This window comes from Azospirillum brasilense, assembly GCF_003349955.1.
GTDB lineage: Bacteria > Pseudomonadota > Alphaproteobacteria > Azospirillales > Azospirillaceae > Azospirillum > Azospirillum brasilense_B.
This window is the reverse complement of record NZ_QLKQ01000051.1, coordinates 36,328-51,740: the sequence shown is the minus strand read 5'-3', so window position 1 is coordinate 51,740 and position 15,413 is coordinate 36,328. Positions and strand designations below refer to the sequence as shown.

Below are 15,413 nucleotides of genomic sequence, written 5' to 3'. Positions count from 1 at the left end.
CCCCCAGCACCGGTGGCGGCGCCCGCCCCCGAGCCGGCGCCGGCCACCGCGGCGCCATCGGACGGCGCGCCCGCTCTCTGACCCCGCCTTCACAACCGCCTTCACACCGCCAGGATCGTCAGCAGCAGCACCGGCAGCGCCGGCATCCGCGGCAGACGGAAGCGCCACGGCGCTGCCGCCTTGACGATCCGGCGCTCCTCCCGGCGGTCCAGCCGTCCGGCCTCCAGCACCACCGTCGTCATCGCCTCGAACACACCCATCGCTCCGCCCTCCCAAAGATCGGGAGGCACCCTGCGCCCGCGCGAAAAATCTTGGAAACGAATAGGCTTTATGAGGTTCATCACAGATCGTGATGGTCCTTCCGCGCGTTGAAGCCGCGCGCCCCCTCTGCTTGAATGCGTGACCATGCCGGCCAACCTCGACACCGATCTTCTGCGTGCCTTCGTCGCCGTCGCCGACGCGCGCAGCTTCACCCGTGCCGGCGACACGCTGGGCCGCACCCAGGCCGCCGTCAGCCAGCAGGTCCGCCGGTTGGAGGAGGTGGTGGGCACCCGCGTCTTCCAGCGCGACACCAAGAGCGTCCACCTGACCCAGCAGGGCGAGCTTCTGCTGACCTACGCCCGGCGGATGCTGACCCTGAACGACGAGATCCTGGCCCTGATGCACCGCCCCGCCACGGTGGCCAGCGTGCGCATCGGCACGCCGGACGATTACGCCACCATGCTGCTGCCCGGCGTGCTCGCCCGCTTCGCCGCCGCCTATCCCGACGTGCCGGTGGAGGTGATCTGCGACAACAGCCCCGATCTGGTGGCGGAGATCGACAAGGGCCGCTACGACCTCGCCCTGGTCACCCGCCACCCCGACAGCCGCAGCGGCGAACTGGTGCGGCGGGAGCCGGTGGCCTGGGTCGCCCCGCCACGCCCCGCCGCCCCCGATTCCATCCCCATCGAGCGAGAGGACCCGCTGCCGCTGGCGCTGTTCCCCAAGGGCTGCGTGGTGCGCGACCTCGCCGTCGCGGCTCTGGAGGGCATCGGGCGCGGCTGGCGCGTCGCCTTCATCAGCAAGAGCGTGGTGGCGGTGCACGGCGCCGTGCTGGGCGGGCTCGGCGTCACCGCCATGGAGGAATGCACCGTTCCGCCCAGCCTGCGCCGGCTGAGCGCGGCGGACGGCTTTCCCGACCTGCCGGACATCGACATCGCGCTGCACCGCGCGCCCGGCATGGCCGCCAAGCCGGTCCGCCTGCTGGCCGAGGCGATCCACGATCTGGTGGGCGGGAATCGGGCGGCCTGATCGATCGTGCCGTTCCGTGACATCCGCCCCGGCGCGCACGCGCCGGGTTGCCCCGGCGGGCCGGAGCGAGGCAAAATGGTCCCTCCTCCAAAGGGGCAAACCGCCGTGCGCACGCGTTCCACCACCGCCCTCCGCGCCCTGGCGCTGCGGCTGTTCCTGGCCGCGGCGACGATGTGGTTCGCCCCGGACGCCGCCCTGGCGCAGAGCCCCGTCGCCATCGGCGCGCCGCTGACCGGCGAGGTGGTGCTGAACCGCGACATCGAGGTGCGCATCGGTCCCAACGCCGACGCCCGGATCATCCAGACCCTGCCGCGCGGCAAGGCGCTGAACGCGCTGGGCACGCCGCGCGGCACCAGCTGGACGGAGGTCGCCATCGGCGGCCAGCCCATCGGCTACGTGCCCTCCGACTCGCTGGACCCGGCGCTGATGGTGTCGCGCTCCATCACCGCCGCCATGGGCGCCACCGCCGCCGGGGCCAACGCCGGCGGATCGCCGCCCTCGTCCGGCAAGCCGCCGGTCATCCACCGCAGCGCCGCCGTGGTGCCGCGCAGCGCCTGGGAGATCGCCGCCCAGGTGCCGGCCCAGGGCTATGTCGTCGCGGCGGACGCCATCAAGGCGACCGAGATCCTCGACAACAAGAAGCGGCGCGGCTTCACCCTGCGCAAGGGCGACGTGGTCAGCCTGATCGACTCCGCGAACGGGCGGGTGACGCTGGGCATGCCCGGCCGGACGCGGGCGGTCGCCACGGCGGAAAGTCTGATCGGGGTGGTCGCCCCCTACCCGCTGCCCGGCATGCCGCCGATCGAGCCGGGGCCGCTGTTCGCCGCGCGGCTCGGCGAGTATGTCAGCCACGCCGAGGGGCTGCGGGCGTGGCAGGAATTCACCTACGGCCCGGGGTCGGCCTACCGCGACCTGCCGCCGATGGTCTGGCCGGTCTTCCGCAGCGCCCGCACCACCTACCAGATGGGCGTCGGCCCCTTCACCCGGACCCAGGTGGACAATGTCTGCGGCGCGCTGGCGCAGCGTTCGATGGATTGCTGGGTGATCGAGCTGGAGACCTTCTGAGCCACGTTCCGAGCCACGGCGGCCTTCGTAAATTGCGATGCATTTTCGTCGAAAATGCATCGATCGTGGCGGTAGGCGGGTGCCGCCGTGCCGTGTTAATCTTTCTTACCCCCGCCCGCTCCGCCCCAGGCCCTGCCCATGACCGACTCCGACGACGAGTTCCTCTTTCTGGACGACCAGGACGGCGACGGCAACGGCGAAACCGGGGCGCCGCCCACCGGAAACCGGTGGAAGATGATGATCGTGGACGACGAGCCGGAGGTGCATTCCATCACCAAGCTCGTGCTGGCCGACTTCGCCTACAAGGGCCGCCCCGCCCAGTTCATCTCCGCCTATTCCGCCGCGGAGGCGCGGGCGATCCTGGCACGCGAGGAGGACATCGCCATCATCCTGCTGGACGTGGTGATGGAGACCGACGACGCCGGCCTGCAACTCGTCCACCACATCCGCGAGGAGCTGAAGAACCGCCACGTCCGGATCATCCTGCGCACCGGCCAGCCCGGCCAAGCGCCGGAGCGCGCGGTGATCCTCGACTACGACATCAACGACTACAAGGCCAAGACTCAGCTCACCGCCCAGCAGCTCTTCACCACCACGGTCGCCGCCCTGCGCTCCTACGAGGACATCATGGCGATCGAGATGAACCGGCGCGGGCTGGAGAAGATCATCGAGGCGTCGTCGTCGCTGTTCCAGGCGCGCTCCATGAAGCTGTTCGCCGCCGGCGTGCTGACCCAGCTTTCGGGCATCCTCGGCGTCGGGCCGGACGCCATCCTGTGCGTGCAGCGCGGCCCGGTCATCAGCGGCGCGGCGGACGGGCTGTATGTGCTGGCCGGGTCCGGGCGGTTCGAGACGCTGATCGACGAGCCGGCGGCCAACCATGTCGAGCCCTCCGTGCTGGCGGAGGTGAAGCGCTGCCTGGAGTCGCGCAGCAACCGCTACGCCGCCGACCATTGCACGCTTTACATCCGCACGCCGAACGACCGCGAGAACGTGGTCTATCTGAGTTCCGACCGGCCGCTGTCGGACCTCGACCGCAACCTGATCGAGGTGTTCTGCCGCAAGATCTCGGTCGGCTTCGACAATCTGCATCTCTACGAGCAACTGCGGCGCAGCCAGGAGCACACGGTCATCGCCATGGCCGATCTGGCGGAGCGCGCCGGCCAACCGGGGCCGGAGGCGGAGAGCGGACCGCGCATCGCCCTGGTGACCGACCGCATCGCCCGCCGGTTGGCCGAGGAGGGGCGCTATCCCGCCATCCTCGACCCGGTGTTCCTGGAATCGGTCGGTCTGGCGGCCATCCTGCACGACGTCGGCAACGCCACGCTGGACCCCGCCATCCTCGGCAAGACCGGGCCGCTGACCCCGGAGGAGCGGGCCGTCATGCAGGCCCACACCACCACGGGCTGGGATTTGCTGGACCGTGCCAGCCGGCGGTCCGACGGACGGACGCATCTGCATCTGGGGGCGGAGATCGCCCGGTCGCACCATGAGAACTGGGACGGCACCGGCTATCCCGACCGGCTGCAGGGCGACGCCATTCCGCTGAGCGCCCGCATCGTCGCGGTGGCCGACAGCTTCGACGCCATGACCCGCGACCGCCCCTACCGCAAGGCGCTGGACCATGACGTGGCGGTGGCGGAGATCCGGCGCCTGTCCGGCAGCCGGTTCGATCCGGTGGTGGTCGACGCCTTCCTGGCGGTGTCCGGCGGCCTGCGCCGGGAGTGACTCGGAGAAGGAGGCGGACGCGCGATCAGCCGGCGCCGCTCATCAGCGTGTCCACCATGTCCTTCAGCGGACCGATCTGCACCGGCTTGTGCAGCAGCCGGCAGCCCAAAGCGGCGGCTTCGGCCTGACGTTCCGGCATCGTGTCGCCGGTCAGGATCAGGGCGGGCACCGGGGCGCCGACATGGGCGCGCACCATCTCCACCGCCTGGGCGCCCGTGCCGCCGGCCGGCAGGAAATGATCGGCCAGGACCAGACCCGGACGGCCGGGCGCCTGCGGCAACCGCTGCGCCAGCTCGTTCAGCGACAGGGCGGTCAGCACATCGTACCCCCAGGCTTCCAGAAGCAGCGCCAGCCCTTCCACGATCGACCGGTCGTCGTCCACCACGATGACCAGCCGGCTGGCCTCGGCCGGCGTCCCTCCATCGCCATCCTCGCGGCGGAACGCGCCGCCGCCATCCACCGGACCGTTGCCGGCATCCCCGGTCATGGCGAGGACGGAAACGGTCTTGCCGTGGTCGTTCGGTAAGCTCACCATCGGATTCTTCACCAAGTCTGAGGGCGGTGGGGCCAGGGCGCCCCGCGCCGTTTTCAACATGACCTCTTCAAAAAAGAATGAAAAATATTAAAAAAATCGAAATATCGGCTGAGCTAATTTTTTGGAATGACCACCATGTATCGTGGAAAGAAAACATTCCATTTCTGAAATTTATACGCAGCGATGCGCAGCATCGAGACAATACGGACGCATGTTTTGCAAACTTATGTTCATTCGCTTTATCTGATGAATAAACTCTATTCAACTCTGAAAAAGCGCATATGAGGCACGCCCGAATGCGGTGGCGAAACGTGCTTCAAACAACGAACCGCGGCATGTTCCGCGAATCCAGACGTGTCGCCTCCGGAACAATCCTTTGAACTGTCCAGATCGGGAGCCGTTCCATCCGGACATGGAAAAACAATGGGCCCCCGCCTTGCGGCGGAGGCCCGAATTTTGTCTTATGAAATTGAACTATTTTCGGGTTTTGCACCCTTCAGGTGCGCAGGCTGCCCCCGGTGGCCTTAGCGACCGCGGCGACGATCTTCTGGCCGATGGCCTCGATCTCCGGCTCGGTCAGGGTCCGCTCGGTCGGCTGGAGCGTGACGGAGAGGGCGACGGACTTCTTGCCCTCCTCGACGTTCGTTCCCTGGTAGACGTCGAAGACGGTCACGTCCTTGACCAGCGCCTTGTCGGCGCCCTTGGCGGCGCGGATCAGCTTGTCGGCCTCCACGTCCTTGCCGACGACGAAGGCGAAGTCGCGCTCCAGCGGCTGGAAGGGCGAGAGCTGGACCAGCGGACGCGCCGTCCCGCCCTTCTTCTTGGGCAGCGGGATGGTGTCGAGGAAGACCTCGAAGCCGACCACCGGCCCCTTGACGCCCAGCGTGCCCAGCACGGTCGGGTGGATCTCGCCGAAGCGGGCCATCACCGTCGGGCCGAGGCGCAGCACACCCGAACGGCCGGGATGATACCAGCCCGGCGCGTCGGTGGTGACCTGCAGGTTGGCCACCGGCGCGCCCGCCGCCTCCAGCACGGCCATGGCGTCGGCCTTGGCGTCGTAGGCATCGACGCCGCGGGCCTTCTCCGCCCAGTGGCGCGGCACCGCGTTGCCGGCGCGGATGCCGGCGGCCACGATGTCCTGCCCGTCCGGCGACGGCTTGCGGAAAGCCGGGCCGACCTCGAACAGGCCGACGTCGGCGTGGCCGCGGTCGGCGTTGCGCCCGGCGGCCTGGATCAGGTTGCCGAGAATGGACGGACGCATCACGTCGAGGTCGGCGCTGATCGGGTTGACCAGCGTCAGCCCCTCGCCGACGCCGCCGAACAGCGCGGCCACCGGACCGGCCATGAAGGACCAGGTGACGGCTTCGGACAGGCCGCGAACGGCCAGCGTGCGCTTGGTCAGCCCGACGCGGCGCTGCTTGGTGGTCAGGGCCGGGCGGGTCAGCACGCTGTCGCGCGGCAGCGGAGTCGCCGGGATGGCGTCGAAGCCGTGGATGCGCAACACCTCCTCGACCAGATCGGCCTCGCCGTGGATGTCGGCGCGCCAGGAGGGCGGAACGACGCGCAGGGTGCCGTCCACATCCTCGCCGACGATCTCGCAGCCGAGATCGATCAGGATGCGGGTCTGCTCGTCGCGCGGCACCGCGACGCCGCCCAGCGCGGCGACGCGGCCCGGACGCAGCGTCAGGGTGCGGCGCCACTGCGGCTCCTCACCGGCGATCACGAGGTCGGAGGCCTCGCCGCCGCAGATCTCCAGGATCAGGCGGGTGGCCCGCTCCATCCCCGAGACGACCGCCGCCGGATCGACGCCGCGCTCCAACCGGTAGCGGGCGTCCGACTCGACGCCCAGCTTGCGGCCGGTCTGCGCCGTGCGCACGGTGTCGAAGATCGCCGCCTCCAGGAAGACGTTGACCGTCGACTCGGTGCAGCCCGACGCCTCGCCGCCGATGATGCCGCCCAGCGCCTCGGCCCGCTCATGATCGGCGATGACCGTCATGCCCGGGTCGAGCGGGTATTCCTTGCCGTTCAGCGCCGCCAGCGTCTCGCCCTCGCGGGCCAGGCGCACGACGATGCCGCCCTTGACCTTGTCGGCGTCGAAGGCGTGCAGCGGGCGCGACAGGTCGAAGGTGATGAAGTTGGTGATGTCCACCAGTGCGGAGATCGGGCGCAGGCCGATGGCGACCAGCTTGTCGTGCAGCCACTTCGGCGACGGGCCGTTCTTCACGCCGCGGAAATAGCGGCCGACATACATCGGGCAGGCGTCCGGCGCCTCGATGGTCACGCCGAACGGGCTGGCGAAGGCGCCCTTGACCGGCTCGGCGGCCAGCGGCTTCAGCGTGCCGAGGCCGGCGGCGGCGAGGTCGCGGGCGATGCCGCGCACCCCGGCGCAGTCGGCACGGTCGGGCGTCAGGCTGATGTCGATGACCGGATCGCCCAGGCCGGCGTAGTCGGCGTAGGCGACGCCGACCGGCGCGTCGTCCGGCAGCTCGATGATGCCGTTGTGCTCCTCCGACAGCTTCAGCTCGCGCTCGGAGCACATCATGCCGTTCGACTCGACGCCGCGGATGACGCCCTTCTTCAGCGTGATGTCGGAGCCGGGGATGTAGGCCCCCTCCGGCGCGAAGACGCCCTTCAGGCCGGCGCGCGCGTTGGGGGCGCCGCAGACGACCTGGAGCTTTTCGGTGCCGGTGTCGACGACCAGCACGCGCAGCTTGTCGGCGTCCGGGTGCTTCTCGGCGGAGACGACGTGGGCGACGCGGAAGGGCTTCAGCTCTTTCGAGCGATCCTCCACCCCTTCGACCTCCAGGCCGAGGGCGGTCAGCTTCTCCACGATCTGGTCGAGCGTGGCGTCGGTCTCCAGATGGTCCTTCAGCCAGGACAGCGTGAACTTCATGGGTCCGGCTCCTTTAGCGCGTCAGGCCCTGGGCCATGCTGGGAACGTCGAGCGGCACGAAGCCGTAATGCTTCAGCCAGCGGAGGTCGGCTTCGAAGAAGGTGCGCAGGTCGGGGATGCCGTATTTCAGCATCGCCACGCGCTCGATCCCCATGCCGAAGGCGAAGCCCTGGTACTTCGTGCTGTCGATGCCGCAGGCCTCCAGCACGTTGGGGTGCACCATGCCGCAGCCGAGGATCTCCAGCCAGTCGCCGTAGTTGCCGAGCTTCAGCTCGCCGCCCTTGCGGGAGCAGCCGATGTCCACCTCCGCCGACGGTTCGGTGAAGGGGAAGAAGCTGGGGCGGAAGCGCAGCGGCAGATCGTCCACGTCGAAGAAGGCGCGGCAGAACTCGATCAGGCAGCCCTTGAGGTGGCCCATGTGGGTCGCCTCGTCGATGACCAGCCCCTCGATCTGGTGGAACATCGGGGTGTGGGTCATGTCGTAGTCGGACCGGTAGGTGCGGCCCGGCGCGATGATGCGGATCGGCGGCTTCTTGTTCAGCATGGTGCGGACCTGCACCGGGCTGGTGTGGGTGCGCAGCAGCATCTTCTTCTCGCCCGCATCGGGGAGATAGAAGGTGTCGTGCATGTCGCGGGCGGGATGGCCCGGCGGGAAGTTCAGGGCGGTGAAATTGTGGAAGTCGTCCTCGACGTCCGGCCCCTCGGCGACGCTGAAGCCCATCTCGGCGAAGATCGCCACCATCTCGTCGATGGTCTGGCTGATCGGGTGGATGCGCCCCTCGGTCTCCGGACGGACCGGCAGGGTGACGTCGATCCGCTCGGCCTGGAGACGGGCCTCCAGATGGGCGCGGGCGAGGTCGGCCTTGCGGCCGTCGATGGCCGCGGCGATCTCGTCCTTCAGTGCGTTGAGCTGCTGGCCGCGCTCGCGCCGTTCGTCGGGCGACAGCCCGCCCAGCTCCTTCATGAAGCCGGTGATGCGCCCCTTCTTGCCGAGCGCGGTGACCCGCACCTCTTCGAGGGCCGCGAGGTCGCCAGCGGCGTTGACCTGCGACAGGAGTTCGTCTTTCAGCGCATCGAGCATGTCATTTCCCGCGAGCCATAAGGAAGTGCGAGCGTAAAGAAAAAGGGAGCCGGCCCAGAGGCACGGCTCCCTTCTTTCGTGTCCGGCGCCGGACCGGGGTTTCCGCTTGCGCGGCGAACCCTTTAGGCGGCGGCCTTGGAGGCGAGAGCGGCCTGGGCCTGATCGACGATGGCCTTGAAGGCCTCCGGCTCACGGGCGGCCAGATCCGACAGGACCTTGCGGTCGATCTCGATGCCGGCCAGCTTGATGCCGTTGATGAAGCGCGAGTAGGTCAGGCCGTACTGGCGCACACCGGCGTTGATGCGCTGGATCCACAGGCCGCGGAAATCGCGCTTCTTGTTGCGGCGGTCGCGATACGCGTATTGAAGGGCCTTTTCGACCTTCTCGATCGCGATGCGGAAGTTCTTGGAATTGCGACCCCGGTAGCCCTTGGCGAGCTTCAGGATCTTGCGGTGACGGGCGTGCGTGGTAACGCCGCGCTTAACACGAGCCATGGTTCAGATTCCCTTACGATATCAAGCGTTGCGCAGCCAGTTCTTCAGCACGATCTTCTGGTCCGGCTCGGCCAGGGTCATCATGCCGCGCGCGTTGCGCTTCATATTCGGGCTCTTCTGCTCCAGGCAGTGGCGCTTGAAGGCCGCCTGGGCGCGCACCTTACCGGACGCGGTCACCTTGAAGCGCTTCTTGGCGCCGCTCTTCGTCTTCAGCTTGGGCATTTTCAATCCTTGCGTTGGATGTTCCCGACTGACGGTTGGGCATGCCCTGGGTCTCGGACCCGGCCTCGCCGCCCGTTGGAGCGCAGGGTTATACGCGCGGCCACGCCGCAACGCAAGGGGGAGCGAATGCGGGAGAGGGAACGTGGGTTCACGGGGCCCCCACCCAACCCTCCCCCGCTTCGCAGGGGAGGGCTTTGAATCCCCTCCCTCACCAAAGGTGGGGGAGGGTTAGGGAGGGGGCCCGGCGCGACCACCTTCCGAATCACTACCGGTATTCCTTGAACCGCTCCGTCGCCTGGACCAGGGCGGCGCGGATGCCCGGCTCCATGGCGGAATGGCCGGCGTCGGGCACCACGCGGTAGTCGGCTTCCGGCCAGGCGCGGCGCAGCTCGTCGGCGCTGGCGATGGGGCAGACGATGTCGTAGCGGCCCTGGACGATCGCCCCCGGCAGGTGCCGGATGCGGTGCACGTCGCGCAGCAGCCGGTCCTCCGGGGTGAAGCGGTTGGAGCGGAAGTAGTGCGCCTCGATGCGGGCGAGGCCCAGCGCGTGGGTGTCCTCGGCGCTCGTCGCGATCAGCTCCGGCGAGGGCAGCAGCGAGGAGCAGGAGCCCTCGTACAGGCTCCACACCCGCGCCGCCGCCATGCGGGTCGCCGTATCCGGCGCGTTGAGCCGCCGCCAGTAGGCCTCCAGCAGGTCGCCGTGCTCCTCCTGGGGAATGTGGGCGGCGAAGGTGGCCCAGGCCTCCGGGAAGATCGTGCGCATGGAGTAGAGGAACCAGTCGATCTCCGATTTCCGCATCAGGAAGATGCCGCGCAGGATCAACCCCAGGCAGCGCTCCGGATGGGTCTGCCCGTAGGCCAGCGCCAGCGTCGATCCCCAGCTTCCGCCGAACAGCAGCCAGCGCTCGATCCCCAGATGGCGGCGCAACCGTTCGGCGTCCTCCACCAGCAGCTCGGTCGTGTTGCGCCGGACCTCGCCCAGCGGGGTGGAGCGGCCCGCCCCGCGCTGGTCCATCACGACGATGCGGTAATGGCCGGGATCGAAGAAACGCCGGTGCGTCGGCGAGGCGCCCGCCCCCGGCCCCCCGTGCAGGAACAGCACCGGCACGCCGCGCGGGTTGCCCGACTGCTCCCAATAGAGCGTGTGGATCTCGTCCACGGGCAGGAAGCCGGTCTGGTAGGGGTCGATGGGCGGGAAAAGCTCGCTGCGGGGCATGAAGAGGTCCTGTCAGTCCGGGCCGAATGAAGCAAGTGTAGGACGCCCGTCCGCCGTCCGCCACAGGCTCACTCCTCCTCGTCGTCGGAAAGGTCCGGCGGCGGAGCGGACGGGCGCGGCGCCGGCCGGAGGGGCGGGCCGGCTCCGTCCAGCCGCTCGATCTGCTCGGGATGGGTCGCTTCGATCAGCGGGCCGGCGCGCAGCCCCACCCAGCCGCGCACCCGGACGGTCCGCCCCTCGTAGGACAGCGGGTCGATGCCGGCGGCCACGAATTCGCGCAGCGCGGCCCGCCCGATGTGCACCGTGACGTCGGTCCGCCAGTCCTCGCCGAAATCCAGATAGGCGTCGCCGCCGGCCTTGCTCACCCGCAGCACCCGCCCCTCGACGATCTGGAAGCTGTCGCGGTCGCGGCGCAGCGCGTCCGGGTCGGCGGGCCGCACGGCGTAGGCGCGGGTGCGCCAGACGCCGCGCCCGGCGTCCCGCGCCGCGGCCTCCGCCGCCAGCATCTCGCGGGCCAGGGCGCGGGCGTCGGGCCGGGTGTGCACGCGGGCGAGGCCGCGCGCCAGCAGCTCGCCCTGGAGCCACAGCCCGTCGCCGCGCTCCACCTGGGCCAGCAGGCGGCCGTGCCGGTCGGTCCGCGCCTCCCCCCGCACCGTCAGGCGCTGCCCGACGGCCAGTTCCGCCAACGCCCGCCGCGCCGCCTCGGCCAGCGGCCAATGGTCGCCCGGCTCCGCCGCCATGGGCGGTGCGGCGGGCTCGATGCCGGCCAGACGCAGGCTGCGGCCGTCCTCCAACAGCAGCGTGGCGCCATCGGTCGCCGCGGCGGCGCGCAGCTCCGTCGCCCCGGCGGTGGTCGCCATCAGCAGCAGGGCGAGGAGCGTCAGCGAGAGAATGCGGCGCGGCATGGCGGGCATGGGAATGGAACGGTGGAACAGGCGGGCCGGACGGGGAGTTTGATCTCAGCGAGCCCCCTTCCGATATGACGACTCATGACGCCCGAACCGACGACCGAACGCAAGCCGTCTTCCCTGTTTCCGCCAAGGCAATCGGCCGATCCAGCCCTCTCCCCTCTGGGGAGAGGGTGGCCCGTAGGGCCGGTGAGGGGGTTGCGCATGGCGGTAGGTCCGGCACACGCGCAACCCCCTCACCCTAACCCTCTCCCCGCTTTCGGCGGACCAGAGGTCCGCCTGTCGCGTCAGCGCAAACTATGTTTGCGCGTGAGCAGAGGGGAGAGGGGACGTGAGAAACAACCATATTCCCCGTCCCCGCTGCGCCGGATCGCCGCCGCGGCGCTGGCCGTCCTGCTGCTCACCTCGGCCGGCACCCCGGCCAACGCCCAGCTCCTCGGCGGCAGCGAGGAGTCGATCGGCGCGCAGGAACATCCCAAGATCCTCGCCCAGTATGGCGGCGCCTACCCCGACCAGCGGCTGCAAGCCTACATCACCGGCATCGGCAACCGGCTGGCCGCCCAGACCGACCGCTCCGGCCCCTGGACCTTCACCGTCCTGGACAGCGACGTGGTCAACGCCTTCGCCCTGCCCGGCGGCTACGTCTACATCACCCGCGGCCTGCTGGCGCTCGCCAAGGACGAGGCGGAGGTGGCGAGCGTGCTGGGGCACGAGATCGGCCACGTCATCGCCCACCACGGCCAGGAGCGGCAGACCAACCAGACCATCGCCGGGCTGCTCGCCGCCGGCATCGGCCTCGTTCTGGGCAGCCCGGAGCTGGCGCAGATCGCCAACATCGGCGGCACCGCCCTGCTCGCCCGCTACTCGCGCGGCCAGGAGTCGGAGGCCGACCGGCTGGGCATCGAGTATCTCCACCGCGCCGGCTACGACCCCTTCGCCATGGCGACCTTCCTGGAGACCATGCGCCGCGACACCCAATACAACGGCCTGCGCGCCGGCAAGGGGGCGGCGGAGGGCGGCTTCGACTTCTTCGCCACCCACCCGCAGACCGCGGCGCGCGTCGACGAGGCGGCGGCCATCGCCCGCGAGCTGCCCCGCGGGGCGCGGCCCGTCGATCCCTACATGACGGCGATGGACGGGGTGATCTACGGCGACAGCCCGGAGAACGGCTTCGTCCGCGGCCGGACCTTCGCCCACCCGCAGCTGGGCATCGCCTTCGACGTGCCACAGGGCTACAGCCTGCTCAACGGGGCACAGCAGGTGATCGCCAAGGGGCCGAACGGCGGCGCCATGGTGTTCGACGGCGGCAAGGCGCCCGGCGTGCGCGACCCCGCCGCCTATCTGAGCGGCACCTGGGCGCAGGGGGCGCCGTTGCGCGACCTGCAATCCTTCACCGTCAACGGCATGCCGGCGGCCACCGCGCTGACCCAGGGCAAGACCGACGCCGGGGCGGTGGACGTGCGGCTGGTCGCCATCCGCGCCGACTCCGGCACGCTGTACCGCTTCACCTTCCTGGCGCCCGGCGGCGCGCTGTCGCGCTTCGACGGCGACTTCCGGCAGACCGCCAACAGCTTCCGCCGGCTGACCCGGCAGGAGGCGGCGTCCTACCAGCCCCGGCGCATCCGCGTGCTGACCGCCCGGCCCGGCGACAGCGTCGAGGGCTTCGTGCGCCAGATGCCGCGCGAGCCCTACGCGGAGGAGTTGTTCCGGATCATCAACGACCTGCCGCCGGGCACACCGATCCAGCCCGGGCGTCCGGTGAAGATCATCACCGGCTGACGGCACCCGGTTGGCGGCGCCCGGTAGACGGTGGAGTGACCGTTGCGGGACGCGGCGCGATGGCCGATTGCCGATGGCCGCGTGCGTCCTGTAGGCTCCGCGCCATGGCTGACCACCCCACCAAACGGCGTCCTCTGCAAACCGGCTTGCGCATCGCCCGGCTGAAGGAGGCCGTGCGCAAGAGGGGTGGTCCGCGCCGCACGCGCCCGCCCGCGCTGGGCCGCCCGCGCCTGCGCCTGCCCATCGCGGCGGTGCTGGTGGCCGGCTTCGGGTCGCTGATGCTGCTGGCGGTGGCCAGCGTGCTCGTGCTCGGTCTCGTCAGCGCCAGCCGGAACACCTTCGCCCTGCTGAACGACCGCGCCGACCTCGCCTTGTCGGGGGTGGAGGTGCGCATCCGCAACCAGCTCAACCCCGCGCGGGACATGGCCCGTTTCGTGGCCGGGCTGATGGAGCGGGGGGAGCTGGACCCCGCCGACTCCCGATCGCTCCGGGACACGCTGCGCGGCGCGCTGGCCGGGGCGCCGGACGTCACCGGCATCGCCTTCTTCCACCCCGACCGCACCGGCCTGCGCGCCGACCGGCTGGGCAACCAGCTCCACGTCGGGCGGGAGGATCTGCGCCACGAGCCGGAGCTGGCGCCGGAGCTGCGCAACGGCGCCGACCGCACCACCGCCGTCTGGGCCGACCCGCTGTGGTCGAAGGAGGCGGGGACCAGCTTCGTCACCCTGTTCCAGCCGGTGCGGCGCAACGGCGCCTATCTGGGGCAGGTGGTCGTCGGCGTGTCGCTGGGCGACCTGTCGCGCTTCCTGTCCACGCTCTATGTGGAGCAGGGGCTGAACGCCTTCGTCCTGTTCGACCGCGAGCATGTGCTGGCCCACCCCTCGCTGGCCGGCATGAAGTTCGACTTCTCCACCAAGACCGACGGCCCGCCCCTGCCGCGCATCGATCAGGTGGCCGACCCGGCGCTGGCAGCGCTCTGGCAGACCGGCCAGCCGGTGGACGCCCTGAAGAAGCGGGTGGAGGGCCGGCTCGTCAACGTGCTGGACGAGGATTACCTGTTCCTGATGCGCAGCATGGCCGGCTACGGCCAGCAGGATTGGACCATCGGCATCAGCTTCCGCGCCAACGAGGCCAGCGCCGAGGTCCGCCGCCTCTACACCACCGGCCTCGCCGGCCTGGGCATCCTGCTGATCTCGGTGGCGGTGGCGCTGATCGTCGGGCGGCGCATCAGCACCCAGGTGGCCCATCTGGCCGAGGCGGCCGACCATGTCCGGACCTTCGACTTCCGCGCGATCGACGAGCTTCCCGATTCGCGCCTGCGCGAGCTGGCCCGTGCCAACAGCGCCTTCAACGCCATGGTCGCCGGCCTGCGCTGGTTCGAGACCTATGTGCCGAAGGCCCTGGTGCTGCGGCTGATGCACCGCCGCGGCGGCCTGACCAGCTTCCAGTCAGAGGAGCGGGAGGTGACGGTGATGTTCACCGACATCCGCGGCTTCTCCCGCATGGCCGAGCATATGGGCGCCGCCGACACCGCCGCCCTGCTGAACGAGCATTTCACCCTGCTCGCCAACTGCATCGAGGCGGAGGGCGGCACGGTGGACAAGTTCATCGGCGACGCCATCATGGCCTTCTGGGGCGCGCCGGAGGAGCAGCCGGACCACGCCGCCCGCGCGCTGCGCGCCGCCCACGCCATCACCCGCGCCGTGCGCGACGGCAACCGCCGCCGCGCGGCGGAGGGGCTGCCGGCGATCCGCGTGCGCATAGGGCTGCATTCCGGGCCGGTGGTGGTGGGCAACATCGGGTCGGCAAGCCGGATCAACTACACGATCGTCGGCGACACGGTGAACGTCGCCGCCCGCATCGAGGAGCTGGCCTCCGCCCTTCAGGGGGACGAGGAGGTCATCGTCCTGTCCAGCGCCGCCACCGCCTTCCAGGGCGACGGCGCGGCCCCGCTGGACTGCGTCGGCGACCGCACGCTCCGTGGCCGCAACGGCACGACCGAGGTGTGGCGGGTGACGTTGGATGGCGAGGGGGACAACGGCGGCGGGGGAGATGGCGCCGGGGCGGTTCGGGAGGAGGAGAAGGCGTAGCGTGGGCTTGCCCCCACCCCGGCCCTCCCCCGCTTCGCAGGGGAGGGAGATGATCACGAAGCGGCGGCAGTCCCCTCCCCTGCGAGAGCGGGGGAGGGTTAGGGTGGGGGCAACT

Annotated in this window: 13 protein-coding genes; 5 read left to right on the top strand and 8 right to left on the bottom strand. The window is 70.2% G+C overall.

The window, feature by feature from the left end:
- Nucleotides 1-101: 101 nt before the first annotated feature.
- A complete protein-coding gene (locus DXK32_RS32295) occupies nucleotides 102-260 on the bottom strand; it encodes a hypothetical protein (RefSeq protein WP_162801290.1) in 159 nt (52 codons plus the stop codon).
- 145 nt (nucleotides 261-405) lie between these two features.
- Here DXK32_RS32295 and DXK32_RS21050 point away from each other — a divergent pair, with 145 nt between their 5' ends.
- The 3 genes from DXK32_RS21050 to DXK32_RS21040 all read left to right on the top strand — a co-directional run bounded on the left by DXK32_RS21050 (nucleotide 406) and on the right by DXK32_RS21040 (nucleotide 4,080).
- The gene (locus DXK32_RS21050) at nucleotides 406-1,290 is read left to right on the top strand and encodes a LysR substrate-binding domain-containing protein (RefSeq protein WP_114860290.1); all 885 of its coding nucleotides are present in this window, start codon (nucleotides 406-408) and stop codon (nucleotides 1,288-1,290) included.
- A gap of 105 nt (nucleotides 1,291-1,395) precedes the next feature.
- On the top strand, nucleotides 1,396-2,355 hold the full coding sequence (locus tag DXK32_RS21045) for an SH3 domain-containing protein (protein ID WP_114860289.1): 960 nt from the start codon (nucleotides 1,396-1,398) through the stop codon (nucleotides 2,353-2,355).
- Between the two features lie 138 nt (nucleotides 2,356-2,493).
- Nucleotides 2,494-4,080: a DUF3369 domain-containing protein gene (locus DXK32_RS21040; protein WP_114860288.1), complete on the top strand. Its 1,587-nt coding sequence runs from the start codon at nucleotides 2,494-2,496 to the stop codon at nucleotides 4,078-4,080.
- 25 nt (nucleotides 4,081-4,105) lie between these two features.
- Here DXK32_RS21040 and DXK32_RS21035 read toward each other — a convergent pair whose 3' ends face one another.
- The 7 genes from DXK32_RS21035 to DXK32_RS21005 all read right to left on the bottom strand — a co-directional run bounded on the left by DXK32_RS21035 (nucleotide 4,106) and on the right by DXK32_RS21005 (nucleotide 11,435).
- A complete protein-coding gene (locus DXK32_RS21035; protein ID WP_247877263.1) occupies nucleotides 4,106-4,615 on the bottom strand; it encodes a response regulator in 510 nt (169 codons plus the stop codon).
- Between the two features lie 496 nt (nucleotides 4,616-5,111).
- The gene (gene pheT / locus DXK32_RS21030) at nucleotides 5,112-7,508 is read right to left on the bottom strand and encodes a phenylalanine--tRNA ligase subunit beta (protein ID WP_114860287.1); all 2,397 of its coding nucleotides are present in this window, start codon (nucleotides 7,506-7,508) and stop codon (nucleotides 5,112-5,114) included.
- 13 nt (nucleotides 7,509-7,521) lie between these two features.
- Nucleotides 7,522-8,589 carry a phenylalanine--tRNA ligase subunit alpha gene (pheS, locus tag DXK32_RS21025; protein WP_038525652.1) on the bottom strand — a complete coding sequence of 356 codons (1,068 nt, stop codon included), beginning with the start codon at nucleotides 8,587-8,589 and terminating at the stop codon, nucleotides 7,522-7,524.
- Nucleotides 8,590-8,711: 122 nt separating this feature from the next.
- Nucleotides 8,712-9,083 carry a 50S ribosomal protein L20 gene (gene rplT / locus DXK32_RS21020; RefSeq protein ID WP_014238729.1) on the bottom strand — a complete coding sequence of 124 codons (372 nt, stop codon included), beginning with the start codon at nucleotides 9,081-9,083 and terminating at the stop codon, nucleotides 8,712-8,714.
- A 21-nt stretch (nucleotides 9,084-9,104) separates the two neighbouring features.
- A complete protein-coding gene (gene rpmI / locus DXK32_RS21015) occupies nucleotides 9,105-9,305 on the bottom strand; it encodes a 50S ribosomal protein L35 (RefSeq protein ID WP_014238730.1) in 201 nt (66 codons plus the stop codon).
- Nucleotides 9,306-9,570: 265 nt separating this feature from the next.
- A complete protein-coding gene (gene pip / locus DXK32_RS21010) occupies nucleotides 9,571-10,521 on the bottom strand; it encodes a prolyl aminopeptidase (RefSeq protein WP_114860286.1) in 951 nt (316 codons plus the stop codon).
- 68 nt (nucleotides 10,522-10,589) lie between these two features.
- Entirely contained in the window at nucleotides 10,590-11,435 is an 846-nt protein-coding gene (locus DXK32_RS21005) for a thermonuclease family protein (protein WP_247877262.1), read from the bottom strand.
- 303 nt (nucleotides 11,436-11,738) lie between these two features.
- Here DXK32_RS21005 and DXK32_RS21000 point away from each other — a divergent pair, with 303 nt between their 5' ends.
- Nucleotides 11,739-13,208, top strand: a complete 1,470-nt coding sequence (locus DXK32_RS21000; protein WP_247877261.1) for a M48 family metalloprotease — start codon at nucleotides 11,739-11,741, stop codon at nucleotides 13,206-13,208.
- Nucleotides 13,209-13,312: 104 nt separating this feature from the next.
- Nucleotides 13,313-15,298, top strand: a complete 1,986-nt coding sequence (locus tag DXK32_RS20995) for an adenylate/guanylate cyclase domain-containing protein (RefSeq protein ID WP_114860284.1) — start codon at nucleotides 13,313-13,315, stop codon at nucleotides 15,296-15,298.
- Nucleotides 15,299-15,413 lie beyond the last annotated feature (115 nt).

Coding starts and splice junctions, on each gene's coding strand:
- DXK32_RS21005 (WP_247877262.1), bottom strand. CDS start 11,435: ATGCCCGCCATGCCGCGCCGCATTCTCTCGCTGACGCTCCTCGCCCTG.
- DXK32_RS20995 (WP_114860284.1), top strand. CDS start 13,313: ATGGCTGACCACCCCACCAAACGGCGTCCTCTGCAAACCGGCTTGCGC.
- rplT (WP_014238729.1), bottom strand. CDS start 9,083: ATGGCTCGTGTTAAGCGCGGCGTTACCACGCACGCCCGTCACCGCAAG.
- pip (WP_114860286.1), bottom strand. CDS start 10,521: ATGCCCCGCAGCGAGCTTTTCCCGCCCATCGACCCCTACCAGACCGGC.
- DXK32_RS21050 (WP_114860290.1), top strand. CDS start 406: ATGCCGGCCAACCTCGACACCGATCTTCTGCGTGCCTTCGTCGCCGTC.
- pheT (WP_114860287.1), bottom strand. CDS start 7,508: ATGAAGTTCACGCTGTCCTGGCTGAAGGACCATCTGGAGACCGACGCC.
- DXK32_RS32295 (WP_162801290.1), bottom strand. CDS start 260: ATGGGTGTGTTCGAGGCGATGACGACGGTGGTGCTGGAGGCCGGACGG.
- DXK32_RS21040 (WP_114860288.1), top strand. CDS start 2,494: ATGACCGACTCCGACGACGAGTTCCTCTTTCTGGACGACCAGGACGGC.
- rpmI (WP_014238730.1), bottom strand. CDS start 9,305: ATGCCCAAGCTGAAGACGAAGAGCGGCGCCAAGAAGCGCTTCAAGGTG.
- pheS (WP_038525652.1), bottom strand. CDS start 8,589: ATGCTCGATGCGCTGAAAGACGAACTCCTGTCGCAGGTCAACGCCGCT.
- DXK32_RS21035 (WP_247877263.1), bottom strand. CDS start 4,615: ATGGTGAGCTTACCGAACGACCACGGCAAGACCGTTTCCGTCCTCGCC.